The 23,462-nt window shown below is 60.7% G+C and carries 29 protein-coding genes; 27 read left to right on the top strand and 2 right to left on the bottom strand.

The window, feature by feature from the left end:
* Positions 1 to 88: 88 nt before the first annotated feature.
* Both fdxA and mutS read right to left on the bottom strand, forming a co-directional pair.
* Positions 89 to 412: a ferredoxin FdxA gene (gene fdxA / locus HX873_RS12705; RefSeq protein WP_003208688.1), complete on the bottom strand. Its 324-nt coding sequence runs from the start codon at positions 410 to 412 to the stop codon at positions 89 to 91.
* A 142-nt stretch (positions 413 to 554) separates the two neighbouring features.
* The gene (gene mutS / locus HX873_RS12700) at positions 555 to 3,146 is read right to left on the bottom strand and encodes a DNA mismatch repair protein MutS (RefSeq protein WP_008433521.1); all 2,592 of its coding nucleotides are present in this window, start codon (positions 3,144 to 3,146) and stop codon (positions 555 to 557) included.
* A 198-nt stretch (positions 3,147 to 3,344) separates the two neighbouring features.
* Here mutS and HX873_RS12695 point away from each other — a divergent pair, with 198 nt between their 5' ends.
* The 27 genes from HX873_RS12695 to HX873_RS12570 all read left to right on the top strand — a co-directional run bounded on the left by HX873_RS12695 (position 3,345) and on the right by HX873_RS12570 (position 23,452).
* On the top strand, positions 3,345 to 4,079 hold the full coding sequence (locus HX873_RS12695) for an XRE family transcriptional regulator (protein WP_032899152.1): 735 nt from the start codon (positions 3,345 to 3,347) through the stop codon (positions 4,077 to 4,079).
* 609 nt (positions 4,080 to 4,688) lie between these two features.
* Entirely contained in the window at positions 4,689 to 5,027 is a 339-nt protein-coding gene (locus HX873_RS12690) for a phage holin family protein (protein WP_003208680.1), read from the top strand.
* Between the two features lie 22 nt (positions 5,028 to 5,049).
* The gene (locus HX873_RS12685) at positions 5,050 to 5,565 is read left to right on the top strand and encodes a hypothetical protein (protein ID WP_177122751.1); all 516 of its coding nucleotides are present in this window, start codon (positions 5,050 to 5,052) and stop codon (positions 5,563 to 5,565) included.
* Positions 5,566 to 5,568: 3 nt separating this feature from the next.
* Complete coding sequence (locus tag HX873_RS12680; protein WP_177041848.1) at positions 5,569 to 6,177, top strand: phage baseplate assembly protein V; 609 nt, start codon at positions 5,569 to 5,571, stop codon at positions 6,175 to 6,177.
* A 12-nt stretch (positions 6,178 to 6,189) separates the two neighbouring features.
* Positions 6,190 to 6,522, top strand: coding sequence for a phage baseplate protein (locus HX873_RS12675; protein WP_003208675.1), 333 nt, complete (start codon positions 6,190 to 6,192; stop codon positions 6,520 to 6,522).
* Complete coding sequence (locus HX873_RS12670; RefSeq protein WP_177122750.1) at positions 6,519 to 7,514, top strand: baseplate J/gp47 family protein; 996 nt, start codon at positions 6,519 to 6,521, stop codon at positions 7,512 to 7,514. Before HX873_RS12675 ends, HX873_RS12670 begins: the two co-directional genes overlap by 4 nt.
* Complete coding sequence (locus tag HX873_RS12665) at positions 7,511 to 8,239, top strand: phage tail protein I (RefSeq protein ID WP_177122749.1); 729 nt, start codon at positions 7,511 to 7,513, stop codon at positions 8,237 to 8,239. The genes HX873_RS12670 and HX873_RS12665 overlap by 4 nt, the downstream gene beginning before the upstream one ends.
* Positions 8,236 to 8,766, top strand: coding sequence for a hypothetical protein (locus tag HX873_RS12660; RefSeq protein WP_177122748.1), 531 nt, complete (start codon positions 8,236 to 8,238; stop codon positions 8,764 to 8,766). The genes HX873_RS12665 and HX873_RS12660 overlap by 4 nt, the downstream gene beginning before the upstream one ends.
* Before the next feature lie 47 nt (positions 8,767 to 8,813).
* Complete coding sequence (locus tag HX873_RS12655; RefSeq protein WP_177019259.1) at positions 8,814 to 9,596, top strand: phage tail protein; 783 nt, start codon at positions 8,814 to 8,816, stop codon at positions 9,594 to 9,596.
* Positions 9,597 to 9,607: 11 nt separating this feature from the next.
* Positions 9,608 to 9,910, top strand: coding sequence for a hypothetical protein (locus tag HX873_RS12650; protein WP_177009849.1), 303 nt, complete (start codon positions 9,608 to 9,610; stop codon positions 9,908 to 9,910).
* Positions 9,911 to 9,997: 87 nt separating this feature from the next.
* Positions 9,998 to 10,171, top strand: coding sequence for a hypothetical protein (locus HX873_RS12645; protein WP_003208665.1), 174 nt, complete (start codon positions 9,998 to 10,000; stop codon positions 10,169 to 10,171).
* Between the two features lie 2 nt (positions 10,172 to 10,173).
* Positions 10,174 to 11,340 (top strand): phage tail protein, encoded by a 1,167-nt coding sequence (locus tag HX873_RS12640; protein ID WP_177122747.1) that lies wholly within the window; start codon positions 10,174 to 10,176, stop codon positions 11,338 to 11,340.
* Complete coding sequence (locus HX873_RS12635; protein ID WP_087695291.1) at positions 11,340 to 11,846, top strand: phage major tail tube protein; 507 nt, start codon at positions 11,340 to 11,342, stop codon at positions 11,844 to 11,846. The genes HX873_RS12640 and HX873_RS12635 overlap by 1 nt, the downstream gene beginning before the upstream one ends.
* A gap of 51 nt (positions 11,847 to 11,897) precedes the next feature.
* Entirely contained in the window at positions 11,898 to 12,479 is a 582-nt protein-coding gene (locus HX873_RS12630) for a phage tail assembly protein (RefSeq protein WP_087695292.1), read from the top strand.
* 127 nt (positions 12,480 to 12,606) lie between these two features.
* Positions 12,607 to 14,799 (top strand): phage tail tape measure protein, encoded by a 2,193-nt coding sequence (locus tag HX873_RS12625; protein ID WP_177122746.1) that lies wholly within the window; start codon positions 12,607 to 12,609, stop codon positions 14,797 to 14,799.
* Positions 14,799 to 15,182: a phage tail protein gene (locus tag HX873_RS12620; protein ID WP_087695294.1), complete on the top strand. Its 384-nt coding sequence runs from the start codon at positions 14,799 to 14,801 to the stop codon at positions 15,180 to 15,182. The genes HX873_RS12625 and HX873_RS12620 overlap by 1 nt, the downstream gene beginning before the upstream one ends.
* Positions 15,175 to 15,387, top strand: coding sequence for a tail protein X (locus tag HX873_RS12615; protein ID WP_087695295.1), 213 nt, complete (start codon positions 15,175 to 15,177; stop codon positions 15,385 to 15,387). The genes HX873_RS12620 and HX873_RS12615 overlap by 8 nt, the downstream gene beginning before the upstream one ends.
* Before the next feature lie 9 nt (positions 15,388 to 15,396).
* Positions 15,397 to 16,404 (top strand): phage tail protein, encoded by a 1,008-nt coding sequence (locus tag HX873_RS12610; protein ID WP_087695296.1) that lies wholly within the window; start codon positions 15,397 to 15,399, stop codon positions 16,402 to 16,404.
* Between the two features lie 64 nt (positions 16,405 to 16,468).
* Positions 16,469 to 17,059 carry a hypothetical protein gene (locus tag HX873_RS12605; RefSeq protein ID WP_177122745.1) on the top strand — a complete coding sequence of 197 codons (591 nt, stop codon included), beginning with the start codon at positions 16,469 to 16,471 and terminating at the stop codon, positions 17,057 to 17,059.
* Positions 17,056 to 17,238 (top strand): DUF2635 domain-containing protein, encoded by a 183-nt coding sequence (locus tag HX873_RS12600; RefSeq protein WP_010170093.1) that lies wholly within the window; start codon positions 17,056 to 17,058, stop codon positions 17,236 to 17,238. The genes HX873_RS12605 and HX873_RS12600 overlap by 4 nt, the downstream gene beginning before the upstream one ends.
* The gene (locus HX873_RS12595; protein WP_102369828.1) at positions 17,238 to 18,734 is read left to right on the top strand and encodes a phage tail sheath subtilisin-like domain-containing protein; all 1,497 of its coding nucleotides are present in this window, start codon (positions 17,238 to 17,240) and stop codon (positions 18,732 to 18,734) included. Before HX873_RS12600 ends, HX873_RS12595 begins: the two co-directional genes overlap by 1 nt.
* A 64-nt stretch (positions 18,735 to 18,798) precedes the next feature.
* Positions 18,799 to 19,146, top strand: coding sequence for a phage tail tube protein (locus tag HX873_RS12590; RefSeq protein ID WP_010170089.1), 348 nt, complete (start codon positions 18,799 to 18,801; stop codon positions 19,144 to 19,146).
* Positions 19,143 to 19,439, top strand: coding sequence for a phage tail assembly protein (locus HX873_RS12585; protein WP_102369827.1), 297 nt, complete (start codon positions 19,143 to 19,145; stop codon positions 19,437 to 19,439). Before HX873_RS12590 ends, HX873_RS12585 begins: the two co-directional genes overlap by 4 nt.
* A 5-nt stretch (positions 19,440 to 19,444) precedes the next feature.
* Positions 19,445 to 19,570: a hypothetical protein gene (locus tag HX873_RS31790; protein ID WP_010170085.1), complete on the top strand. Its 126-nt coding sequence runs from the start codon at positions 19,445 to 19,447 to the stop codon at positions 19,568 to 19,570.
* Positions 19,570 to 21,186 carry a hypothetical protein gene (locus HX873_RS12580; protein ID WP_177122744.1) on the top strand — a complete coding sequence of 539 codons (1,617 nt, stop codon included), beginning with the start codon at positions 19,570 to 19,572 and terminating at the stop codon, positions 21,184 to 21,186. Before HX873_RS31790 ends, HX873_RS12580 begins: the two co-directional genes overlap by 1 nt.
* Complete coding sequence (locus HX873_RS12575) at positions 21,173 to 22,411, top strand: DNA circularization protein (RefSeq protein ID WP_177122743.1); 1,239 nt, start codon at positions 21,173 to 21,175, stop codon at positions 22,409 to 22,411. Before HX873_RS12580 ends, HX873_RS12575 begins: the two co-directional genes overlap by 14 nt.
* A gap of 3 nt (positions 22,412 to 22,414) precedes the next feature.
* A complete protein-coding gene (locus HX873_RS12570; protein WP_177122742.1) occupies positions 22,415 to 23,452 on the top strand; it encodes a phage baseplate assembly protein in 1,038 nt (345 codons plus the stop codon).
* Positions 23,453 to 23,462: the final 10 nt, after the last annotated feature.

Here is a 23,462-nt window from a genome sequence, read left to right as displayed (position 1 = left end):
CCCTTTTTTTTGCCTGTAGAAAAGTGAAACCCGCCCCGCAGAAATGCAAAAAGGCCCGCAAGGGGCCTTTTGGAGGGCATCGACGCTATCAGCGTTCGAGGTCGGCAATCTTGCCTTTTTTGCCATCCCACTCTGCCGCATCCGGCATCGGGTCTTTGCGCTCAGTGATATTCGGCCAGATTTCCGCCAGCTCAACGTTCAACTGAATAAATTCCTGCATCTCTGCCGGGACTTCGTCCTCGGAGAAAATAGCGACGGCCGGGCATTCTGGTTCACACAGGGCGCAGTCAATGCACTCGTCCGGGTGGATGACCAGGAAATTCGGGCCTTCGTAGAAGCAGTCCACCGGACACACTTCTACGCAGTCGGTGTACTTGCACTTGATGCAGTTGTCGGTGACGACGAAGGTCATTTCTAATTTTCTCCTCAGGCGGCGGCAGCGAAACCCTTTGTGGCAGGGCTCGCGAGGTTCGGGAGCGATAGTCTGCAGGCCAGGCTAAAAGCCCGCAGCATCCCAAACCGCGCGAGAGTCTACCAGCTTGCAAGCGTCTGCGTTATATCCGAGTCTTCAGTGCATATAACATTTCGAGCGCTTTTCGCGGCGTCACGTCATCCAGGTCAAGCTTAGCCAACTCATCCAGTACCGGATGAGGCAGGCTGGCGAACATGTCGCTCTGGTGCGGCGCGCTGGGTTTGTTGCTGGCCTTGGCCGGGCTGGCCACGGGAATCTCATGGGGCAGCGCTGTTTCTTCCAGGCGGCTCAGGTGCTCGCGAGCACGGGTAATCACCTCGGCCGGCACCCCCGCCAGTTGCGCCACGGCCAGGCCGTAACTCTGGCTTGCCGGGCCGGGCAGCACGTGGTGCAGGAACACGATGCGCTCGTTGTGCTCGGTGGCATTGAGGTGCACGTTGGCTACCAACGGCTCGTTTTCCGGCAGCACGGTCAGTTCGAAGTAGTGCGTCGCGAACAGCGTATATGCCCGCAGGTGCGCCAAACGCTCGGCCGCCGCCCACGCCAGGGACAGCCCGTCGAAGGTGCTGGTGCCGCGGCCCACTTCGTCCATCAGCACCAGGCTGCGTTCGGTGGCGTTGTGCAGGATGTTGGCGGTTTCGCTCATTTCCACCATAAAGGTCGAACGGCCACCGGCCAGGTCATCGCTGGAACCGATCCGGGTGAAGATGCGGTCCACCAGTGACAATTCGCAGCTTGCCGCCGGCACGAAGCTGCCGATATGCGCCAGCAGCACGATCAACGCGGTCTGACGCATGTAGGTGGATTTACCGCCCATGTTCGGACCGGTGATCACCAGCATGCGGGTGTCGTCGTCCAGCGACAGGTCGTTGGCGACGAACGGCGTGGTCAACACCTGCTCAACCACCGGGTGGCGACCTTGCACGATGCGCATGCACGGCTCGCTGACAAAGCGCGGGCAGTTCAGGTCAAGGTTCAGGGCACGCTCGGCCAGGTTGCTCAGTACATCCAGCTCGGCCAGGGCGGCGGCGGTGTCCTGCAACGGCGCAAGCTTGTCGATCAGGCTTTCGAGCAAGGCTTCGTAGAGCATTTTCTCCCGGGCCAGGGCGCGGCTTTTGGCCGACAGCGCCTTGTCTTCGAATTCTTTAAGCTCCGGAGTGATAAAGCGCTCGGCACCCTTGAGGGTCTGGCGGCGCTGGTAATCGATCGGCGCCTGCTCGGCCTGCTTGCTTGGCAACTCGATAAAGTAGCCGTGCACGCGGTTGTAGCCGACTTTCAGGTTGGCCAGGCCCGTGCGGGCTTTTTCACGGGCTTCCAGGTCAATCAGGAACTGCCCGGCGTTCTCGCTCAGGGATTGCAGCTCATCCAGCTCGGTGTCGTAACCGGTCTTCAACACGCCACCGTCACGGATGATCGCGGGCGGGTTGTCGATGATGGCTTTTTCCAGCAGCGCCGCCAGCTCCGGGTAGGTGCCGGTGGTGACTGCCAGCTGCTGCAGGTGCGGTGCTTCCAGTTCGGTCATCGCCGCTTGCAGTTGCGGCAGGGCGCCGAGGGCATCGCGCAGGCGTGCCAGGTCGCGGGGCCGCGCATTACGCAGGCCGATCCGCGCCAGAATCCGCTCGATATCGCCGATTTCCTTGAGCTGCGGTTGCAGCTTTTCAAAGCGGTAGCGGTCGAGCAGGCAGGTAATAGAGGTCTGGCGGGCTTGCAGCACGGTCAAATCCCGCAGCGGGCGGTTCAACCAGCGGGTGAGCAAGCGGCTGCCCATGGCGGTCTGGCAACGGTCGACCACCGATTGCAGGGTGTTGTCGCGCCCGCCGGCCAGGTTGGTGTCCAGTTCCAGGTTGCGACGGCTGGCGCCATCCAGCACCACGGTGTCGTCCAGGCGTTCATGACGCAGGCTGCGCAAATGCGGCAGGGCAGTGCGCTGGGTTTCCTTGGCATAGCTGAGCAGGCAACCGGCGGCGCCGATGGCCAGGGTCAGGGTTTCGCAACCGAAGCCCTTGAGGTCTTGCACGGAGAATTGCTGGCACAGGCTTTTCAGCGCCGAATCACGCTCGAAATCCCACGGCGCACGACGCTTGGTCCCACGGCGACGTTCCGCCGGCAGGTCCTTTGGCCAGTCGTCCGGGATCATCAACTCCACCGGGTTGACGCGCTCAAGCTCCGCCAGCAGATTCTCCCAGCCCTTGATCTCCAGCACCGTGAAGTTGCCACTGGTGATATCCAGGACTGCCAGGCCGAACAGGCGTTCGTCCCCCAGTACTGCCGCGATCAGGTTGTCGCGACGCTCATCCAGCAGCGCCTCATCACTCACCGTACCCGGCGTAATGATGCGCACCACCTGGCGTTCCACCGGGCCCTTGCTGGTGGCCGGGTCGCCGATCTGCTCACAGATCACCACCGACTCGCCCAGCTTCACCAGCTTGACCAGGTAACCTTCCAACGAATGATATGGAATCCCGCACATCGGAATTGACTGCCCGGCCGACTGCCCGCGCGCGGTCAGGGTGATGTCCAGCAACTTGGCCGCCTTCTTCGCGTCTTCATAGAAGATCTCGTAGAAGTCGCCCATGCGGTAGAACATCAACTGATCAGGGTGCTGGTTTTTCAGGCGCCAGTACTGCTGCATCATCGGGGTGTGGGAGGACAGATCGGAAGTGTTTTTACTCATTGGATAGTTGGCAAATTCGTTGAAAGTGATGGGGCAAAGGGGGCGCTTGGCCCAGCATTTTTTGCAATGGGCGCAAGGTTAACACGCGCGGTCGGGGCTTCGCAGTGCACAAACGGTCAGGTCAAATTCGCTGCTCCATGCATTAAATATGCAAATAAGCATTTGCCAAGCATCAAAACTGCCTGCACTATCCGCATTATGCAAAAACGCAACGTTTCTATCGTATTAAGAGAGCTGCTGGACCGCGACCGGATCTCCCCCACGGAGCTTCACCGGCGTACCGGCGTGCCTCAATCCACACTGTCCCGGATCCTCAGCGGCAAGATCGTGGATCCGTCGGACAAGCACATCTCGCGCATCGCCGATTACTTCCAGGTCAGCACCGATCAGCTGCGCGGGCGCGCAGGGCTGGTGCCGGTGCGGTCGGACGAGCGTGACCCGATGCATTCGGAACTCAAGGACATAAGCCTGTGGGACGACGAAACACCCGTTAATGATGACGAGGTGTCGATCCCCTTTCTGCGCGAGGTTGAATTGGCTGCTGGATCAGGAAGATTCGTCATCGAGGAAAGCGAGAAGGCCAGCCTGCGATTCGGCAAGCGCAGCCTGCGGCATAACGGTGTGCAGTTCGACCAGGCCAAGTGCGTGACGGTGCGCGGCAACAGTATGTTGCCGGTGCTGCGCGACGGCGCCACCGTAGGTGTCAATGCGGGCAAATGCGGGATTGGTGACATCGTCGATGGCGATCTTTACGCCATCAATCACAACGGCCAGCTACGGGTGAAACAGCTCTATCGCCTGCCTTCCGGGATTCGCCTGCGTAGCTTCAACCGCGATGAACATCCGGACGAGGACTACAGCTTCCAGGAAATCCAGGATGAACAGATCAGCATCCTTGGTCACGTTTTCTGGTGGGGCATGTACGCCCGCTAACCCTTCTGTGTAAGACAAAGCCCGCCAGTGAGCGGGCTTTTTTTCGTCTGCGTAAACCACCAAACCCTTTGCCTGTGGGGCTATAAATGCACCTGTGCATTTCTTGCGCAAAAATAAATGCATTTGTGCATTGACTGTATATGCATACATGCATATTCTTCATCTCAAGCCAGCCAAGAAGGCCTGGTGGAGGCGGCAAGGATGCTGCCAAGGAAGACAAGGACGTTACGCAACACCGGCAAGGACGCCATCGAAGCGATGGCAAGGATGCCAGGCAATACCGGCAAGGATGCCGACGCTCTTTAGTTTCAAACCGCTTCAAGAACAGGCAGCGATGAACCGGCCTTAACGGTTCAGAGGGTTGGCAACTGGCCCGGGTGTGCAGCGTAAAGCACCAGAAGCAGTTATCCGGCAGACAGGGATCGTGGTCGGAAAAACATCGAGGAAAGAACCGTACCGCGCCAGTAGCGCCGAAAGTTCGAGGACATCATTACTGAAAAGCCCGGGCAACCGGGCTTTTTGGAATGCCTACCTAGAGAACCCATTCAAATTGAAACAAACACCTACAACCGGCGACCTGCCGGTATCACTCATTCCAGGAGGCGTGACATGACAAACGAGCAGCAAGCGTTGGCGGAAATGCCTATCTGGCTGGTCATCGTATTGGCGGTGATTGGCGGGGTTTCCGGAGAAATGTGGCGCGCCGACAAGGAAGGCGCCCGCGGTTGGTCGCTTATGCGGCGCCTGGCCCTGCGTTCGGGGGCCTGCATGGTGTGCGGGGTATCAGCCCTGATGCTGTGCTACGCCGCCGGCATGTCGATCTGGACGGCCGGCGCCATTGGGTGCCTGACCGCCATGGCCGGCGCCGACGTGGCCATCGGCCTTTATGAACGCTGGGCGGCCAAGCGCATCGGCGTCAACGAAGGCCCTGGCCGGGACCCGCAGTAACCGTTGCAAGGACGCTACTTAAATGACACTTATCGAAAAACCCTCCCAACTGCCCCAGGCCATCAGCGAGGCACTGCGCAGGGCGTTTCCGGAACTTAAGGTCGGCACTCATCAGGACTTTCAGGGCGGCGCGAACGACACCGGCGTGTTGATCACGGTCGAAGGCAATGGGCCGGGCCTTCGCTCCCGCGAGGGGCGCAAGGCCCATGCCCTGGGGATTTCACTCAAGGCCATGGTGGCCCCGGGTGCCTTGCCCTTTGATGCCTGCGACCTGGCCAGCCAACTGATGGACCTGGTGCTGGATAACCGCTGGAACCTGCCGCAGGCGCAGTGCGACCTGCCGACCAGCATTGTCGCTGCGCCTTCAATACGCACCAGCGCGGAGACGGACTACGACACCTGGACCGTCACCTTCACCCAAACCCTCTATATCGGGCCGCCGTTGCTCAACGATCCCACAGGCAAGCCGCTTTTTGCCTGCACCTGGGAAGTTTCGAACATCGACGACCCCGACCAATACAAGCCGCTGGCGGAGTAGCCCATGTTCGACGCGCTGTTACGCATGCAACTGGGGCCGATCGTGGAGCGCCTGGCGGAAATGGAAAGCCAGCTCGAAGACCTGTATCGACGCGCCGAAAGTTTCTGCCGAATCGGCGTGTGCCAGGAGGTCGACGCCGCCAGCAATACCTGCAAGGTCAGCCACGGCGAACTGCTCACCCCGGCGATCCGCTTTTTCAACCCCAGCGCCGGAGCGCAGACGGAAACCCGCATCCCGTCAGTAGGCGAGCAATGTTTGCTGCTCAACTACGGTGCCGGGGAGGGCGGGGCGCAATCGGTGGCCTTGTTCGGCTTGAACAGCGACCGCTTTCCACCGGTCTCCAGCGCTTCGACACTGACCCGGCGCCGCCATCAGGACGGTACCCAGAGCGACTACGACGACGCCAGCCATACCTTCAACTGGGTCAATGGCCCCACCACGTTCACAGGTTCCCGCGAACAGGTCGACATCAAGGTCGGCGCCGCCAGCCTCACGATGAGCGCCCAGGGCATCACGCTGCAAGTCGGCGGCACCAGCCTGTTGCTGGATGCAGGCGGCGCGCACTTCAGCGGCCCGGTGGTGGACCACCAGGGTCGAGTCATCAGCCCCTGACAAGGACATCCCATGATCGGAATCGATAGAAACACCGGGGCGGCGGTCGATGACTGGCTGCAATTTGTGCAGCGCGCTACCCGAGCGCTGACCACGCCCTTGGGCACTCGCCAGAAGCGCCCGCTGTACGGCTCGATGATCCCGCAGCTGCTCGGGCAAAACCTCGGCGATGACCTGCTGATTCTCGCCCAGAGCCATGCCGCCCAGGCGTTCTACAACCCGCAGAACGGCATCGCCGACTTCGAGCCGCAAGTCATCGTCGCCAACCGCCAGGGCGCCGGCCTGTTGCTGCGCTTCGCCGGCACCTGGAAAAACCGCAAGCAATCCTTCGAGGTGGTGACATGAGCATGCTGATACCCGGCCAGAACCAGCTGGCTGAGCCAGCGATCATTGCCGTCGATGAGTTCGAGCCACTGTTGGCGGAGTTCAAGGCGTTTGTCGTTGATTACGTCGCTACTCGTGCGCCTGAAAATGCCGCCAAGCTGAAGGTCAGCCTGGAGAACGAGAGCGAGTTGCTGACGTTGGCGCTGGAAGCTTTTTGCGTTCGCCTGCAAACCCACGAGCGCAAATACAACGCCCGCATCAAGCAGATGCTGGCGTGGTGGGCCACCGGCAGCAACCTCGATGCGCGCCTGGCGGACATGGGCCTGGAGCGCCAGGTGCTCGACCCTGGTGACCCGGCGGCTTTCCCGCCGGTACCGCCAATATTGGAGAGCGACGATGACGCCCGGTTGCGTTATTACCTCGCGCCTCACGCTCCGGCGGCGGGTTCGCGGATGCAGTATCGGCGGGAGGTTTTCACCCTCGGTGAGCGTCCATCGGTGAAAGTGCAAAGTGCTACGCCGGGTGTGGTGACGGTCACTTATACCTTCGACCCGGACGGTTACGCGGCGCGGGTCAAGGATGGTAATGGCCGTCGAACCGCGCCCGGCGAAGTGATGGTCACGGTCCTGTCCCGAGACGGGGATGGTACACCTTCTGCTGATCTGCTTGACTGTGTACGTCGGCATTTCGCCCGGCCTGACGTGCGACCGGAAACGGATCTCGTCACGGTGCAGGCGGCTCAGATCCTGCGCTACAAAATCCGCGTGGTGGCCAAGATCAACGCCGGCCCGGATTCCGGGCTCACTCAAGTCGCCGCCCAGAAACTGCTGCAAGACTATGCAGAGTCCTGTCATCGCCTGGAAGGGCGGGTGGACCCGAGCTGGATCGACTACGCCATCCACTCGGCGGGAGCTGCACAACTGCAAATCCTTGAACCGCTGGAGCCGATCGTCACCACGGCATTCCAGGCCCCATATTGCACGGGTGTCGAGGTGGAGGTGCGCACGCTATGAACGAGCCCAAAGGCAGTTTGCTGCCCGCCAACAGTTCGCCGTTGGAGAAGGCGCTGGACCTGGGTTTCGGGCAATTGCTCGATCGGGTGACGCCCCCTTTTCCCGCCCTGATGAACCCGCTGCAGACGCCGGCTGAATTCCTTCCCTACCTGGCCGCTGATCGCGGCGTCAGTGAATGGGACGCCGCTGCCAGCGAGTCGGAGAAGCGCCTCACCGTGGCCTTGTCCTGGCAAATCCAGCGTCAGGCCGGTACGCCCAAGGCGCTGAGCTACGCCGTCGAATCCCTGGGATTCACCCCCAATATCAGTGCCTGGTATCAACAGCGGCCAACCGGCCTGCCTTACACCTTTGATGTGCAGGCAATCATCGGTCGCAGTTGGTCCAGTGGCGATCACAACCGTTTGATCCGCCGCATCAACGCGGCCAAGAGCGAGCGGGACCTGGCCACCATCACCATCGTGCACGAGACCTCCCAGGGTTTACGTGTTGCTGCAGCCGCTGATCCAGGGTTGAGCATCGGCGATGAGGGCCAGCCCGGGGCGTTGCCCGAAGTGAAGCTGAACGGGGTACTTGCTTGCAGCAGCGTGGCGCACACACCGCTCAGCGATGGCGAGTTGCAGTTGTGCGGCGTACTGCCTGAACTCGGGCTGGCGGCCCGGCTAAACAGTGCCGGGGTTGCCCGGCACTACACCATTAACGACTACGACCTCAGGGCGCAGCCATGACAGATGAAATTACACGCCTGGTGCGCTTCACCTCCAAGGGATTGGATGAAGTGCTGCAGGCAAAGAACCAGGGCTTGAAAGGCGAGATCACCCACATTGGCGCCGGTACTGGCCGCTACAACCCCGACGGCATCGAAGTGGCCCTGCGTGACGAGCGCCAGCGGGTCGCCATTGTGGACTACGAGGATCTGGGCGACCGGCAACTCCGGATGGCCGCGCTGTTTGATGGCGAGGCCGAGTATGAGATCGGCGAGTTTGGTTTTTACCTCGCCAGTGGCACGTTGTTGGCGGTGTATTCCGTGGAGGGGAAACTGCTCACGTATAAAGCGGCGGCGGCTCGGGTACTGCAGAAGTTCACGTTGGATATTTCGCCGTTGCCGGCGGATAGCGTGACGATTGTGGTGGGGAGCGAGAATTTGAATGTATTGATGGCTGAAGAAATCGCAATCATGGCGGCGGCTTCGGTTGGCAATATGTTCCGCCACGTTGATCTGATGTTGCGGGTTATGCATCTCGAAGCGAAGTAGTTGCACTGACAAAAGTGCTGGAAAGACTAATTGACAGGGAGTTGATGATGGGAATTGAAACGACTATCACGAAAGTGGTGGATGCGTGTAACAAGCTGACAGAAACGGTGACTAACCAGATTGGCAAAATTGATGCACGGGTAGAGGCCGCGTCGAGTCAGTTCACTGCGTGGCGTAACGGTGTACAAGCGAAAGACATCAATGGCCGCGCGCTTTACAAGCAGGATATTGACCTTACCGGCTTGTCCACGGACGTGCTTTACCCAGTGTGGTGGAGCATGCCCGGTAACGATGGGGGAGAAACCGAGCTTACTATCTCTCGAATTTTTTCTCGAGATAGCGAAAAGGCGCCCTTTGGTGAGGGTATCTATCATATCGCCGGCTTGAACCTGCAATTGGAAGGTGTTGGTTTTCCATGGAATGGTGATGCCAACTTCCTGTCGATCAAACGAATATCGCAAACCTATCGCGAAACGGTTCGGGGCATCTCGTTTGGCATGATTTGCACGGCTCGTGCCGTTACAGGGCTTAAACCCATGTATGTCGGTTTGGTCGCTGGTCAGCTGACCACGTCCCCACAATTCTCCGGGATGTACCTAAGAGGTGGGTTGAGTTACACGATCACCAAAACGTTTGATTACCCTGTGAGCTTCAGCAAGGTGGATACCGAAGTGATCATGAAAGATGACGTTACGGCTGATTGGGAGGTGCGTTGGGTAGTGAAGCCTTATGCGCTGGCCCAGGCAGATGCCGTGCTTGGGAAGGCCTATGAAGAGAAGCGCTTGGCTTATTCCTACGACAACGACACTCGGTATACCGCCAAGGTTTAAGGACTGATCAAATGACTTTGTTTATTGAAAAACTGGAAACCCCCGCTGGTGACTCGCTGATCAACGTACCTGCCAGCGTGCAGACACTTAAAGGTCTTGGCTTTAGTGATGTGGCCGCTCAAGCGCTGATCGAGAAAGCCGCTGCCGCTGCAGCGCTCGCTAGCACTATTGCTGCTCGCCGCTCTGCCTATGTCAGCGAAGCGGACCCGATGTACCTCGAGTGGCAATTCGACGGTACGCCTGAGAAGGAGAAGGAATGGCGAGCCAAAGTGGCCGAAATCAAGGCGCGGTTCCCGTTGCCGGAAGATAAATAATCACCCACCGCGAAAGCGGTTTTTTTTCGCCCGCCCAAAGCCCCTCTCGCAGGGGCTTTGGCGTTTTTCACCCGGAGAATCCCACTCATGTTTAACCGCCAAACCTACACCGTCCTCATTCCATTCCCCACCGGCAACGGCCACTGGTCTACCGCCGGCGAGGAACTGGAACTGCTGGACGTCGAAGCATCCGCCCTGCGCACCGCTGGCCGCCTGGAACTGACCAGCGTCCTCAACTCCACCCCGAAGAAGGCTGACTGATCATGGCTGAGGTTTTGAACTTCGAACATAACGGCATCACCGTGAATGCCACTGAATCCCCCGAGGCCATGGGTGGCCTGGGCGATAACGTCATCGGCCTGGTGGGCACCGCCCCCAACGCCCATGCGTCGATTCCGAAAAACGCCCCGTTCCGCATCAACAGCTTCACCACCCAGGCGCTGCTGGACCCCACCGGCGCTGAAACCGGCACGCTGTTCCACGCCGTGTACCAGATCCTCAAAGTGGTCAAGGTGCCGGTCTACGTAGTGATCGTCGACGAGGGCACCACCCCGGCCGACACCATCAATAACGTAATCGGCGGTGAAGAGCCGGTCACCGGCCGCAAACTGGGTCTCGCCGCCCTGGCCAGCGTCCCCGAAGACCTGACCATCATCGGCGCCCCGGGTTTCACCGGCACCAAGGCCGTGGCCGGCGAATTCGCCTCCTTCGGCAAGCGCGTCAAGGCCCGTGTGGTGCTGGACGGCAAGGACGCAACCGTCGCCGACCAGGTGACCTACAGCGGCGAACTGGGCGGTGCCGATCTCGGTTTCGACCGTTGCCTGCTGGTGCACAACATGCCGTCGGTGTACTCCAAGGCCGCGAAGAAAAACGTGTTCCTGGCGCCGTCGTCCCTGGCCATCGCCGCGCTGGCCAAGGTCAAGCAGTGGGAAAGCCCGGGCAACCAGGTGACTTTCGCCGAAGACGTGTCCCGCGTGGTTGAGTACAACATCCTTGACACCTCCACCGAAGGCGACCTGCTCAACCGCTACGGCGTGAGCTACTACGCCCGCACCATCCTCGGCGGTTTCTCGCTGCTGGGTAACCGCTCCATCACCGGCAAGTTCATCAGCTACGTGGGCCTGGAAGATGCGATCAGCCGCAAGCTGGTCAAGGCCGGCCAGAAAGCCATGGCCAAGAACCTCACCAAGTCGTTCATGGACCAGGAGGTCAAGCGCATCAACGACTGGCTGCAAACCCTGGTGGCCGACGAGACCATTCCAGGCGGCAGCGTGTACCTGCACCCTGAACTGAACAGTGTCGAGAAGTACAAGAACGGCACCTGGTTCATCGTCATCGACTACGGCCGCTACGCGCCGAACGAACACATGATTTATCAACTCAACGCCCGCGATGAAATCATCGAGCAGTTCCTGGAGGACGTTCTCTAATGTTTACCAACCGAATCAGACAGGCCATGGCGGCCACCCTTCAAGGCCTGCCGTTGTCCGCAACCGTGGAAGAGTTCACCCCGCCGGTGATTGATTTTGATATGGAACCCATGACCGGTGGCCGCTTCATTGCCGAAGAAATGGCCAAGAGCGGCAAGGTGTTGAACGCGACCCTGGCGCTGCAGGGCGTGGGGCCCGAAATCATGCTGGCGTTGGGTGTGAAGCTAGGCGATGACATCCTGCTGAACGTACGTGAAGCCGGCCAGGATCAGGACGGCAAGACCTACTTCATCTACCACACGGTGGGCGGCAAGCTGAAAACCCTGACCGAATCCAAGCTGAAGATGGGCGATAAGGTCACCACCACGCTGATCCTGACCTGCCGCACCTACAACCGCCTCGAAAACGGCATCCCGGTGATCGACATCGATGTGCGAACGCAGAAGTTCGTGCTCAATGGCGTCGACATCCTGGGCGACGCCCGCCGCGCGGTACTGATGCCGTAAGCCCCTGGGAGCGAGTGTGCTCGCTCCCATACTTCACCAAGGAATTGTCCCATGGCCTGGATGCCTCCGCTGCACATCCTGCTGTCCCCGATCACCGCCGATACCGGTGAGACGATCGAGAAGATCCAACTCAAGCCGCTGTTCTACGCGCCACAGAAAGAAGCCCTGGCTCGCGCTGGCGACGACGAAGACGACCAATTTTTCGAACTCGCAAAACTCGCCACCGGCCTTTCTGAACATGAGCTCGACCAGCTCAAGCGTCCGGACTACGTCAGCATCGCGCAGTACGTGCACGAGATGTCGACCCGCCCGGCCTCGTTTTTCCTCAACGCTAACGATCAGCCACGGGAGTCGCAAACCAGCGAGCACGTCTCGCTGCTGCTGCCACTCGATACGGCCGGTCGCAGCCTCACCGCCGTCACCCTGGAAATGCCTGCATTGCGTGCCACCAAAGTGATGAAAAAACTCGCCACCAACAAAGAGCGCGCCGAGTTCATCACCGCCCACTGCACTGGCTTGATGATTCCCGATCTCGCCGGCCTGACCGTGCCTGACTGGACGGAACTGCAGGAGCGCATCGACGATTTTTTAAACAAGCCGGCGGACTTCTTTCGGAGCGCGATATCGAAGTAATCCTCGATATCGTTCCGCTCATTTACTCGGTAAATGAAGCGGAGATCCTCGATTGGGACGCTGGAAAAGCATTGCGCCGCTACGACATCGCGATCACTCGCCTTGGCGTCAAACAGGAGTAGAGCGGATGGCAAACAGTGAATATGGACTGAGGTCGGCCATCGCCAAGGATGGCGGGGCGCCTTTTGGCTCACTTGATCGAGCAGAGTCCTACGCCAGTATCAACGCTATTGCGCCAACGCTTGTGACACCCTCCTTTCTGGATACGGTCCCGGGCGACTCGGCCGGCCAGCAGATCAGCCAACTGGTTGCAGGGCAGGCTCGACTTATTGACACGCTGGAGTTGTTCAACGCCTCGCTGCTGAACCTGATGGACGCCCGACAAATCGAATCTGGCAACGCGGCGAGCGGTGCCAAGGCCTCCGAAGTTCCTGATTCGGGGACGCGGTCGCAGATGTTGGACGCGGCGATGACCGACCTGGATCAGTTGCTGGGGTTTGCAGGGCGTGAGCGCAAACATCTGCGCGAAACTAACCTTGCCATGGCGACAGAGCCGGTGGTGGCGGCGAGTGGTGCAAGTGCGGTCGATCTGGCCAAGGTCGAGTATGTGGCGGCAAAGTCCGGTATCGGCAGTGAGCGCGTCGACGCTTCGGGGAACATCGATCGCGCGGCGCGCCAGGTTGACCTGACACAGTTCGCCCGTGACTCCGCGATCATGGCCACGGCTTTCAAGATCGACGTTAAAAATGCTGGCGAAATCATCGGCGGGTGGCGCGCGTCGATGAAGCTCGACCGTGGGCAAGCTCTGGATCTGGCAGACGCGACAAACGTGTTGGGCACCAGCGTCTCGCTGAACGCTGAGGCTGCAGATATCGGTAGCGTTGTACAAGGCCAGGGTGCCGCCGCGATGGCGGCTGGCATGCGCCCTGAACAGATAGCGGCACTCTCGGCAGCGTTACTCAACGCTGGCAACAGCAAAGGTGCCACGGGTGTTGGGGTGGAAAAAATCAGCGCCGCCCTGGCAAAAGGTGAAAACGCCTCAGAGGCCCAGCGCAGTGCTTGGGCAGAACTCAAGCTTGACCCCAAAGTACTCGCGGGCGAGATGAAGCAAGACGCACCGCAAACGTTGGTGACGGTACTTGAAGCGCTCAAGGCGCAGCCTGCGCAACGACAGGCGGCGTTGGCCACACAGCTGTTCGACGGCAACCAGTCGATCCTGAGCCTGATGCCGGCAGTCGACAGTGTGAAGCAGGCCTTCTCGCTGGTGGCGGACAAGTCGACGTATGCCACCTCGGCCGTGGGCGCGCAGGGTTCAGTCGTGCGTTCGGCGGAGCTTCGTGCCGACTCCACACAAGCGCGCCGGCAGGCCTTCGACGCAAGCACCACACGGCTGGACACTGCCAGCGATACGGCGATGGCACCGATCGTGAATACCACGCTGACGGCGATGACCGCGTTGGTCAACGGCGTGGGTTGGTTGGCTGAAGCTTTGCCCAAGACGACTGCCACTGTCACGGTGGCTGCCGCGGTAATGGGGCCGCTTTTAAGCGGCGTGTTCGATGCCGTGAAGGACAAGGTTTTCGACAAGGTGGCCGGGAAGATTTTGCGCGAAGGCGATACAAGTCCCGGCAGCGGCTCCAGGAAGAAAGGCAACTCCACAAACAAGAACCGCCAAAAAGGCAAGGGCACGTCCAAAAATGCCAAGCCTTCTGCCGGCCCGACGTGGGGCTTGTCCGGCAAAACCGCCAAGCTCGCCAAATGGGCAGGTCCTGCGATGGTCATGGCAGACGCCGGCTTCGATTTCGTCAAGGGTGCTGTGACGGGAGATAAACAGCTGATGGGCTCCGCCGCCGGTTCTGCGGCAGGTGGGATTGCAGGCCAGTTCGCCGGCGCGGCTATTGGCCAGGTCGTGGGTGCAGCCGCCGGGGGGTTGCTGGGTACCGTTGTACCCGTTATCGGCAATGGGGTGGGGTTGGTTGTGGGCGGTGCAGTCGGTAGGTATGTCGGTGGTGCCTTGGGCACTGTCATCGGCAGCGACATCGGCAGCAACATCAGCGCGTGGTTAGGTGAAAAGTTTTCGAGCCCTGCCGACCGCCTCCCTCCACCCACAGATGTCAGCAAAAACCTCTCCAATGCTCAAGCCGATAATCGGCAAATCAACTTCGCCCCGCAGATCACCATCACCGCGCCCGAGCAGGCCAACTATCAACAGCTGGCGGCAATCGTGGTGCAGCAGATCGAGGCGCAGTTCAGGCCGTTATCGATGGACAACCTGCTGGCGACGCGACGCGACGCAGCACTGACCGATGGAATGGTGTGATGCGACAACAAATGGTGTTGGGTAGTTTTATTTTCGGGCTGTCGCGCGGGTTTGCCTACGACACGCTTGGTCGTGTGAGCAGTGGTGGTTGGGTGAGTCTGGAGATTATTGCCGGCAAACCCAAATCCAGCCAGACCGGCCAGGCCCTGGAGACATTGACCTTCGGTGGCAAGGCGGCGCGGGCGACAGGGATGGCGCGGCTGGATGAACTTCGTGCGTTGCAAGCCATGCGTACGCCGTTGCCGCTGGTAGATGGCATAGGTCGTAACTGGGGGTTGTGGACGATCAAGTCGGTGGACGAGAAGCAGGCTAACGTGATCGACGACGGCACGGCGATGCTGATCAATTGGACGCTGACATTGGAGGAGTTCGTCAATGCGTAAAGTTCGAAGTATTGCCGGTGACTCGGTGAACTTGCTGCTCTACCGTGAACTGGGCCGCAGCGATGATGCGGCGGAGGAAGCACTGTGGAGCCTGAATCCCGAGCTTGCGGAGCATGGCGCGGTATTGCCTGCCGGCATTGGCGTGATCGTGCCGGAACTGAGCGTGCGCCCTGTGGCGAAAAGTCCGGTTTCGGCGTGGGATTAAGGAGGATTCATGGCACTAGGATTCACACCGGTAGTGGAGATTTACGGGGCCAATGCCGTGTTGCTCAACGAGCGACTGCTGGAGTGGGAACATACCGACACTGCGGGTTTCGTGTCTGACCAGCTCAAGCTGACCCTCGACATTGAAGGGCTTGAGGGCTTGCCCGATCTGGGCGGCAGGATCGGTTTGCGTGTCGGGTATCTCGAGTCGGGCCTGGTAGATAAAGGCCTGTTCAAGATTACTCAGCGCACGCCATACCTGTTTCCCATGCGCCTGGTACTGGTCGCCACCGCGGCGCCGTTTGACGAGCACGAATTCAAACAGCGTCGCACCGCCAGCCATGGACCGATCACATTGGGCGCACTGTTTCGCCAACTGACGACACGCTATGGATTTTCACCGCGCGTGGCGCCGGACCTGGACGGTCAGATGATCAGCCATATCGACCAGACCAATGAAAGCGACATGAGCTTCCTGACCCGGCTTGCCCGGCGTTTTGATGCAGTGGCCAAGCCGGTTGACGAGCTGTACGTACTGGGCCGCAAAGGCCAGATCACCACATTGTCGGGCAAGGTGTTGCCAGACGTGCCGCTGTCGGTAACCCGCGATAATCGCCCCGGCGACCATGCGTTCATCAGTGCCAGCTTTACCGAGACAAGCCGCGCTAAATTCAATGGTGGTCAGGCGTCCTGGTGGGATGCATCTGCCGGTAAAAAACGTGAAGTAGAGGTCGGTTTCGCGCCGTTCAAAATTCTGTCGCAGCGTTATCAAAGCGAAGAAGAAGCCCGGGCTGCGGCTGAAGGCGAGATGCGCAGGGTTGGCCGTGAAGGTCTGGTCATCAATGTGGTCTGCCCGGGCGATCCGGCGCTGGGGGCTGAAGGGCTGTTACTGCTGGATGAGACCTGGCCCGGCTTCATGCAAGGGCGCTGGTCGATCGATACGGTGACGGCCAGCGGCAAGCGCAAAGAGAGCTACCGCTGCACAGTCAAGGCGAGCGGGTTGTCCGCACCTGAATGACACCTCCAATAATCCCCATTCACCCACCCGTCGTTGCGGGTTTTTTATTGCCCGGTGAGATGCCATGAAGATCACCTCCCTGGTCAGTCATCTTCGGGATCACTGCCCATCGTTCAACCAACACATCCGCGCCGGCCTCGACCTCGACGCGCTGCAAAACCTGCCAGTGCTCGACTCACCCCAGGCGGTCGTGACGCCGATCAGTGACAAGGCCAGCCCTAACGCTGCGCAAAACAGCAGTCGCCAACCCCTGCGCGAACATTTTGGCGTGGTGCTGGTGCTGGATTTGCCGGAGGGCCAGCAAGCCCAGGCGATGGACCAGCTGCATGCCTTGCGCGCCGAGGTCTGGCGGGCGCTGGTGGGCTACAGGCCCGAGGGGTTCTACGAGCCCATCCAGTACGACGCTGGCGAATGGCTGTTGCTCAGCAAGGTTCGCGGGTTGTACCGGCTGCGGTTTTTTCTCGAGAGCCAGTTGGGACGCAACCTCAGCACGCAGCCGGCGGAAACCTGGCTCGAGCTTGAACTGGACGCTTTGCCGTCCTTCAACGGGGTGACGGTGCGGGTCGATGCCATCGACCCAGCCGACCCCAACCTGCAACGCCCAGGCCCCGACGGGCGCCTGGAAATGACGTTTTCTGCCGAGGTAAAACCATGAGCAAACGCATCACCGTACTGCCGGTTTCCGGCCGTGCCGTACCTGACCCGGAGGCGGGCGATCTGTTGCCCGCCGAAGGCCGCGAAGTCCCGGACAACGCCTGGTGGCGTCGACGTCTGGCCGATGGCGACATCACAACCAAAGCCGTCAAGGCGGCAAAACCACAGGGAGCCAAGTAATGGCGATCGGATTCAGTCATATTCCGGCGGACATTCGTGTGCCGCTGTTCTACGCCGAGATGGACAATTCGGCGGCCAATAGTGCGTCGTCGGCCTTGCGCCGGCTGATCGTGGCCCAGGTCAACGACAACGTCACCAGCCCGGAAATCGGCAGCCTGGTGCTGGTATCGAGCGCGGCCATGGCCAAGCGTATCGGTGGCCAGGGTTCGATGCTGGCGTCTATGTACGAGACGTTCCGCAAGAGTGACCCGGTGGGCGAGATCTGGTGCCTGCCGCTGCACAGCACCGAAGGCAGCGCGGCCAAGGCCGAGCTCAAGCTGACCGGCGCCGCGACCCAAGGTGGCATTCTCAGCCTGTACGTCGGCGGCACCCGGGTTCAAGCGACCGTGATCAATGGTGCGACGGCTGCCGTGGCTGCCACCGCCCTGGCGCTGAAAATCAACGCCAGTGCCGACCTGCCGGTCAGTGCGGTAGCCGCCGATGGCACCGTCACCCTGACCGCCAAGTGGACCGGTGAGAGTGGCAACGACATCAGCCTGCAGCTCAACCGCTTGGGCCAGAGCAACGGCGAACAAACCCCCGACGGCCTGACCGCCGTGCTCGGCAAAATGGCGGCGGGCGCCGGTGTGCCGGACCAGCTCGCGGCATTGGCTGCGCTGGGCGACGAGCCGTTCGAGTTCATCTGCATGCCCTGGGCCGACACCACCAGCCTCAACGCCTGGCAAGCGGTGATGGATGACAACAGCGGTCGTTGGTCGTGGGCCAAGCAACTGTTCGGCCACGTCTACACCGCCAAGCGCGGCACTATCGGCACCCTGGTGGCGGCCGGGCAAGGGCGAAATGACCAGCACGTGACCATCCAGGCCATGGAGCCGGGCGTGCCGCAACCGTTCTGGGTCCAGGCCGCAGCATTGGCTGCACGCACGGCGGTGTTCATCTCTGCCGATGCCAGTCGTCCGACCCAAAGCGGCAGCTTGCCGGGCCTCGATCCGGCCGACGCGAGCGAGCGCTTCACTCTGACCGAGCGCCAATCGCTGCTCAACTACGGCATCGCCACCGCTTACTACGAAGGCGGTTACGTGCGCATTCAGCGGGCGATCACCACTTACCAGAAGAACGCGTTCGGCCAGGCGGACAATTCCTATCTGGACAGCGAAACCCTGCACCAGTCGGCCTTTATCGTGCGCCGCCTGCAGAGCGTGATCACCAGCAAGTACGGGCGCCACAAACTCGCTGCTGACGGCACGCGCTTTGGCGCCGGCCAGCCGATCGTCACCCCGAGCACCATCCGCGGTGAGCTGATTGCCCAGTACGCCAAGCTCGAACTGGAAGGCCATGTGGAGAACGCCGAGCTGTTCGCCGAGCACCTGATCGTCGAGCGCGACAGCCAGGACCCGAGCCGGGTCAACGTGCTGTTCCCGCCGGATTACGTCAACGGGCTGCGGGTGTTCGCGCTGCTCAACCAGTTCCGTTTGCAGTACGACGCGGCGGTGTAGGCCCCGCGCTTTTCGCAACTGATTCCAGCCCGCCGAGTGCGGGCTTATTTTTGGGAGAAACATCATGGGTCAACTGATTGCGGGCACCTGCTACGTCAAAGTGGACGGCGCTCAACTGACCATCAACGGCGGCTGCGAAGCACCGTTGATGGCCGTCAAGCGGGAAACCGTGGTGCCGGGTTTCTATAAGGAAACCGACATCACCCCGTCTTTCAAAGTTACCGCGCTGCACACGCCGGACTTTCCATTGAAGCAACTGATCGCCGGCACCGACATGACCGTCACCTGCGAATTCAACAACGGCAAGGTCTACGTGCTGGCCGGTGCCTACCTGGTGGAAGAGCCGGTGGCCAAGGGCGATGATGCCGTGATCGAGCTGAAATTCGAAGGCATCAAGGGGACCTGGCAATGACCGATACGGTGAAGCTGCAAGCGGCCATCGAGGCCCACGGCGAGTCATTGACCGAACTCACCCTGCGCCGCCCGACGGTGCAGGAGGTGCGGGCAATCAAGGCGCTGCCGTACAAGATCGACAAGGGCGAAGACGTGAGTCTGGACCTTGACGTCGCCGCCAAGTACATCGCCGTGTGCGCGGGTATCCCGCCGTCGTCGGTCAACCAGCTCGACCTGATGGACTTCAACGCGCTGAGCTGGGCCGTCGCTGGTTTTTTCATGAGTGCGGCGCAGGCTCCGTCGCCGAGCTGATTGCGGTGGCCTATGACCTGGCCTGGTTCTGGAAGGTTGATCCCGAACAGATGCTGGCCAGGCCTTTGGATACGCTCCGGGAATCCCTGGAGCATGCGCAACGGATCAATGCGATGCAGCAGGTGCAGTGATGGCAGAAGCTCAGAAAGTAGAAAGTACCGCCGTGCGCCTGACCGGCATCGACCAGCTGTCGCCCAAGCTCGCTGCGCTGCAGGCCATGGTCGGGCGCTTCAGGCAGAACCTGGAACAGACCGGTCTCGGCAAACTCGATATCGCGGGCCTGGTAAAGGGCGGTGGGCTGGCGGCACCGTTTATCAGCGGTATCAAATCGGCGATGGCGTTCAGGGCTGAGGTCGGCGAGGTCAATGCCGTCGTGGGGCAGGGCGTTACCGAAACGGCGGCGCAAGGGCTGAAGGATTTCAACGCGTCGCTGGACAAGGTGTCGGTGGCGTTTGGTACTGCGCTGTTGCCGGCCGTCACGGCGGTGGTGGTCGGGTTGGAGCCGTTGCTGACGACGGTGGCCCAGGTGCTCACCGAAAATCCGCAACTGGTGCAGGGCCTGGCTGCCGGCGCAGTAGCGTTTACCGCGATGCAGGCGGCCGTCACCGGCGTGTCTCAGGCACTGGGCTTGATGCAGCTGGTGCTCAGCGCCAATCCGATAGTTTTGGTGGCTGTAGGCATTGCCGTCGCGGCAGGCTTGATCGTTGCCAACTGGAAGCCGATTTCGGCATTTTTTGTCGGGCTCGGCGAACGGGTGATGGCGGCGATTGGAACCTTGGGCGAGTTTTTCCAGACGGTCTTTGCGTTTCGTCCGCTGGAACAGGTGATGCGCTTGTGGGGGCCGATCACAGGCTTTTTTGCAGGGTTGTGGACGTCGCTGAAGGTAATGGCGCAGCCCTTGGTCGGCTTTTTCACCACACTGTTTTCCTGGTCGCCAATGGGTTTGATCGTCAACAACTGGACGCCGTTGAGCGGCTTTTTTGCGGCCCTCTGGGACTTGCTCAAGGCACTGAGTGTGCCGGTGGTCGAGTTCATGAAAAGCCTGTTCAGTTGGTCACCCCAAGGGCAAATCATTGCCAACTGGGGCGTGATCAGTGAGATGTTTGCGGCGATCTGGAGTGACTTCAAACTCACCGCGCTGGCGGCTTTTACCATCGTCAGCAGTTACTTCGATTGGTCGCCCCTGGACAAGGTTTCTGCCGTCTGGGGTAGCGTCAGCGGTGCATTCGCCTCGATCTGGGGCGATATCAAGTTGCAGGCCCAGGACGCCTTTGTAGTGTTGAGTGGCCTGTTCGACGACTGGCATCCGATGGAGCAACTTGAAGCCATGTGGGCACCGGTGCTGAGTTGGTTCACGGCGCTCTCGGAGAAGCTTGCGGTGATCACCGCACCGATTCGCAAGCTGTTCAACGGTGGGCTGGGTGAGGTGATCAACCAGGCGACCGGCAGTGTGCTGGAGTTGACCACCGAGCAACAGGAACGTAATGCCGAAAGCGCGCGCGATCCGTCCTGGTTCCGCAAGGGGCCTGGCTTGGTATCACCGCTGGCGTCCAGCTCCAGTTCGCTGCTGCAACAAACCGCTGCCAACAACCGCACGCAGCTCAACGGCGATTTGCGGGTGAGCTTCGACAATGCACCGGCGGGCCTGCGGGTCGACCAGCCCAGAACCAACCAGCCCGGCCTGAGCGTCACCCCACGTGTCGGCTACCGTTCCCTGTCCCTTGGAGGCTCCAATGAGCTGGCGTGATCGTTTGTTGCCGGCGTCGTTTCGTGGCGTCGGGTTTTGGGTTGACCAGGCGAAAGTCCCGGTCGGCAAGAAGGGCCAGTTGCACGAATACCCTCAGCGCGACCTGCCTTTTTTTGAAGGGCTGGGCCAACAGTCCAGGGTGCATGAGCTGACGGCATTTGTAGTGGGCGAGGATTGCCTGGAGCAACGCGACAAGTTGCTCAAGGCCCTGGAGGAGGGGGCCGGCGAGCTGGTGCACCCGTGGCTTGGACGGTTGCAGGTCAAGGTCGGCGAATGCGAGATGACCCAAACCCGCCAGGACGGCGGGCTGGTGACCTTTGCCCTGAAGTTCTATCCCGACGAACCTTTGAAGTTTCCCACTACGGCGGTCAATACCCGCCAGCTGTTGCTGGTGTCGGCCGACAGTTTGCTGGGTTCGGCGGTGCTGCGCTTTGAGCAGGCCGTCGCACTGGTGAAGCAGGCGCGGGTGGGCATCCAGGCGTTGCGCAATGGCCTGGCAGAGGTTTACCAGGTGATTGAACAGCAGTTTGCCCCACTGATTCAGTTGTATGGCGACCTGAATGCCTTGGTCAAAGCCATCAAGGAAGTGCCCAAGGAATTGAGCACCGAGTTCAAGGGCTTGCTCGGTGATGTGAAGGAGTTGAAGGCATTTGCCCGCAACGGCTATCGCGGCATGCTGGCCAACCTCTCGCAGCAGGTGGAAGCGGCTCGCACTATCGACGTGCCGAAGCTGACCACCGGCAAGGACAGCGTGGCGGCGGTGCAAGCCACTGCCAACCTGGTACAGGATGCGTTGTGGGTGAAGATCGCCCATTGGCTGGCGGACGTACCGGTGGCGACAAAAGCGGTGACCCTCAGTACCACGCCATCCGTGGCGCAACAGGCGGCACAGCCGGTGCAGCGCCGCGAAGTGCCGGTGGCCGACGATGTGCTGGTGCTGCGTGACCTTCTGAACGAAGCCATGTGGCAAGCCGCATTGAAGGCCGACGCCGGGCACTATGTTGCGCTGAACGACCTGCGCCAACAGATGTTCGCGCATCTGACGGCGGTGGCTTCGTCCGGTGTCCGGCTGGTCAATCTGACGCCGATGCGCAGCATGCCCGCCTTGCTGTTGGCCTATCAGCGCTTCGGTGACGCGACGCGAGTGGGCGAGGTGGTGCAGCGCAATCGGGTGGCCCATCCGGGCTTCCTGCCACCGGCGGACCTGCAAGTGGTCAGGGAGTAACCCATGAACGAGTTGGACAATGCCGTCACCCTGACCGTGGACGGCCTGGATTATGGCGGCTGGAAAAGCGTGGAAATCAGCGCCGACCTGGAGCGTCAATTTCGCACCTTCACCCTCAACATCACCTGGCAATGGCCCGGGCAAACCCTGGCGGCGCCGATCAAGCCCGGCGTCCGTTGCCAGGTACGCATCGGTTGCGACCTGGTGCTCACCGGCTTTGTGTTCAAGGCGCCCATCAGTTACGACGGCCGACAGATCAGCCTGAGTATTCAGGGCGGTTCAGTGACCCAGGACCTTGTGGACTGCGCAGCGATAAACCAGCCCGGCCAGTGGCGCGGGCAAAGTGTGCTGAGCATCGTCCGGGCGCTGACGGCCACCTATGGCGTGGAGGTGCACAGCGAGATTGCCGAAACTGCGCGCCTGCATACCCACAGCATCGTGCCCGGGGAGACGGTATTTCAATCCATCGACCGCTTGCTGACGTTGTATCGGGTGTTCTCCACCGACGATGCGGATGGGCGCCTGGTATTGGCATCGCCCGGTAGTGCAGGGCGTGCGAATGACAGCCTGGAGCTGGGACAGAACATCCTTTCGGCTAACGCACCGATGGACTTCAGCTCGGTATTTTCCGAGTACCGCGTCATCGGCCAGCACAAGGGCGATGATCAGAAAAGTGCAGCGGCGGTCAGTGAGGTTTCAGGGATTTCCCGGGATGAAAAAGCCACGCGAAAACGCGTCACGGTGATCAGCGAACCGACGCAGTTGACCCCCGAGCTGGCCCAGCAACGCGCCGACTGGGAACGCGCCACCCGTACCGGAAAAGCCCTGACCACCACCTACACCGTGCAAGGCTGGCGGCAGTCCAACGGCGATTTGTGGCGCCACAACCTGTTGGTGCGGGTGATCGATCCGGTGCTGGGCTTTGACCAGGACATGCTGATCTCCAAGGTCACCTGGTCGCTCTCCGACCAAGGTTCGATCACCACGCTACAGGTGGCGCCGCCGTCCACCTTTGATGCCAATCCGTTGCCATCCGCTTAACCACCAAGGA

Source organism: Pseudomonas sp. P7758 (assembly GCF_013386485.1).
Lineage (GTDB): Bacteria > Pseudomonadota > Gammaproteobacteria > Pseudomonadales > Pseudomonadaceae > Aquipseudomonas.
This window is presented reverse-complemented; position numbering and strand designations above follow the sequence as displayed.

What these genes read in the sequence shown, in the direction of transcription:
- fdxA (WP_003208688.1), bottom strand. Translation starts at nt 412, where the DNA reads ATGACCTTCGTCGTCACCGACAACTGCATCAAGTGCAAGTACACCGAC.
- mutS (WP_008433521.1), bottom strand. Translation starts at nt 3,146, where the DNA reads ATGAGTAAAAACACTTCCGATCTGTCCTCCCACACCCCGATGATGCAG.
- HX873_RS12695 (WP_032899152.1), top strand. Translation starts at nt 3,345, where the DNA reads ATGCAAAAACGCAACGTTTCTATCGTATTAAGAGAGCTGCTGGACCGC.
- HX873_RS12690 (WP_003208680.1), top strand. Translation starts at nt 4,689, where the DNA reads ATGACAAACGAGCAGCAAGCGTTGGCGGAAATGCCTATCTGGCTGGTC.
- HX873_RS12685 (WP_177122751.1), top strand. Translation starts at nt 5,050, where the DNA reads ATGACACTTATCGAAAAACCCTCCCAACTGCCCCAGGCCATCAGCGAG.
- HX873_RS12680 (WP_177041848.1), top strand. Translation starts at nt 5,569, where the DNA reads ATGTTCGACGCGCTGTTACGCATGCAACTGGGGCCGATCGTGGAGCGC.
- HX873_RS12675 (WP_003208675.1), top strand. Translation starts at nt 6,190, where the DNA reads ATGATCGGAATCGATAGAAACACCGGGGCGGCGGTCGATGACTGGCTG.
- HX873_RS12670 (WP_177122750.1), top strand. Translation starts at nt 6,519, where the DNA reads ATGAGCATGCTGATACCCGGCCAGAACCAGCTGGCTGAGCCAGCGATC.
- HX873_RS12665 (WP_177122749.1), top strand. Translation starts at nt 7,511, where the DNA reads ATGAACGAGCCCAAAGGCAGTTTGCTGCCCGCCAACAGTTCGCCGTTG.
- HX873_RS12660 (WP_177122748.1), top strand. Translation starts at nt 8,236, where the DNA reads ATGACAGATGAAATTACACGCCTGGTGCGCTTCACCTCCAAGGGATTG.
- HX873_RS12655 (WP_177019259.1), top strand. Translation starts at nt 8,814, where the DNA reads ATGGGAATTGAAACGACTATCACGAAAGTGGTGGATGCGTGTAACAAG.
- HX873_RS12650 (WP_177009849.1), top strand. Translation starts at nt 9,608, where the DNA reads ATGACTTTGTTTATTGAAAAACTGGAAACCCCCGCTGGTGACTCGCTG.
- HX873_RS12645 (WP_003208665.1), top strand. Translation starts at nt 9,998, where the DNA reads ATGTTTAACCGCCAAACCTACACCGTCCTCATTCCATTCCCCACCGGC.
- HX873_RS12640 (WP_177122747.1), top strand. Translation starts at nt 10,174, where the DNA reads ATGGCTGAGGTTTTGAACTTCGAACATAACGGCATCACCGTGAATGCC.
- HX873_RS12635 (WP_087695291.1), top strand. Translation starts at nt 11,340, where the DNA reads ATGTTTACCAACCGAATCAGACAGGCCATGGCGGCCACCCTTCAAGGC.
- HX873_RS12630 (WP_087695292.1), top strand. Translation starts at nt 11,898, where the DNA reads ATGGCCTGGATGCCTCCGCTGCACATCCTGCTGTCCCCGATCACCGCC.
- HX873_RS12625 (WP_177122746.1), top strand. Translation starts at nt 12,607, where the DNA reads ATGGCAAACAGTGAATATGGACTGAGGTCGGCCATCGCCAAGGATGGC.
- HX873_RS12620 (WP_087695294.1), top strand. Translation starts at nt 14,799, where the DNA reads ATGCGACAACAAATGGTGTTGGGTAGTTTTATTTTCGGGCTGTCGCGC.
- HX873_RS12615 (WP_087695295.1), top strand. Translation starts at nt 15,175, where the DNA reads ATGCGTAAAGTTCGAAGTATTGCCGGTGACTCGGTGAACTTGCTGCTC.
- HX873_RS12610 (WP_087695296.1), top strand. Translation starts at nt 15,397, where the DNA reads ATGGCACTAGGATTCACACCGGTAGTGGAGATTTACGGGGCCAATGCC.
- HX873_RS12605 (WP_177122745.1), top strand. Translation starts at nt 16,469, where the DNA reads ATGAAGATCACCTCCCTGGTCAGTCATCTTCGGGATCACTGCCCATCG.
- HX873_RS12600 (WP_010170093.1), top strand. Translation starts at nt 17,056, where the DNA reads ATGAGCAAACGCATCACCGTACTGCCGGTTTCCGGCCGTGCCGTACCT.
- HX873_RS12595 (WP_102369828.1), top strand. Translation starts at nt 17,238, where the DNA reads ATGGCGATCGGATTCAGTCATATTCCGGCGGACATTCGTGTGCCGCTG.
- HX873_RS12590 (WP_010170089.1), top strand. Translation starts at nt 18,799, where the DNA reads ATGGGTCAACTGATTGCGGGCACCTGCTACGTCAAAGTGGACGGCGCT.
- HX873_RS12585 (WP_102369827.1), top strand. Translation starts at nt 19,143, where the DNA reads ATGACCGATACGGTGAAGCTGCAAGCGGCCATCGAGGCCCACGGCGAG.
- HX873_RS12580 (WP_177122744.1), top strand. Translation starts at nt 19,570, where the DNA reads ATGGCAGAAGCTCAGAAAGTAGAAAGTACCGCCGTGCGCCTGACCGGC.
- HX873_RS12575 (WP_177122743.1), top strand. Translation starts at nt 21,173, where the DNA reads ATGAGCTGGCGTGATCGTTTGTTGCCGGCGTCGTTTCGTGGCGTCGGG.
- HX873_RS12570 (WP_177122742.1), top strand. Translation starts at nt 22,415, where the DNA reads ATGAACGAGTTGGACAATGCCGTCACCCTGACCGTGGACGGCCTGGAT.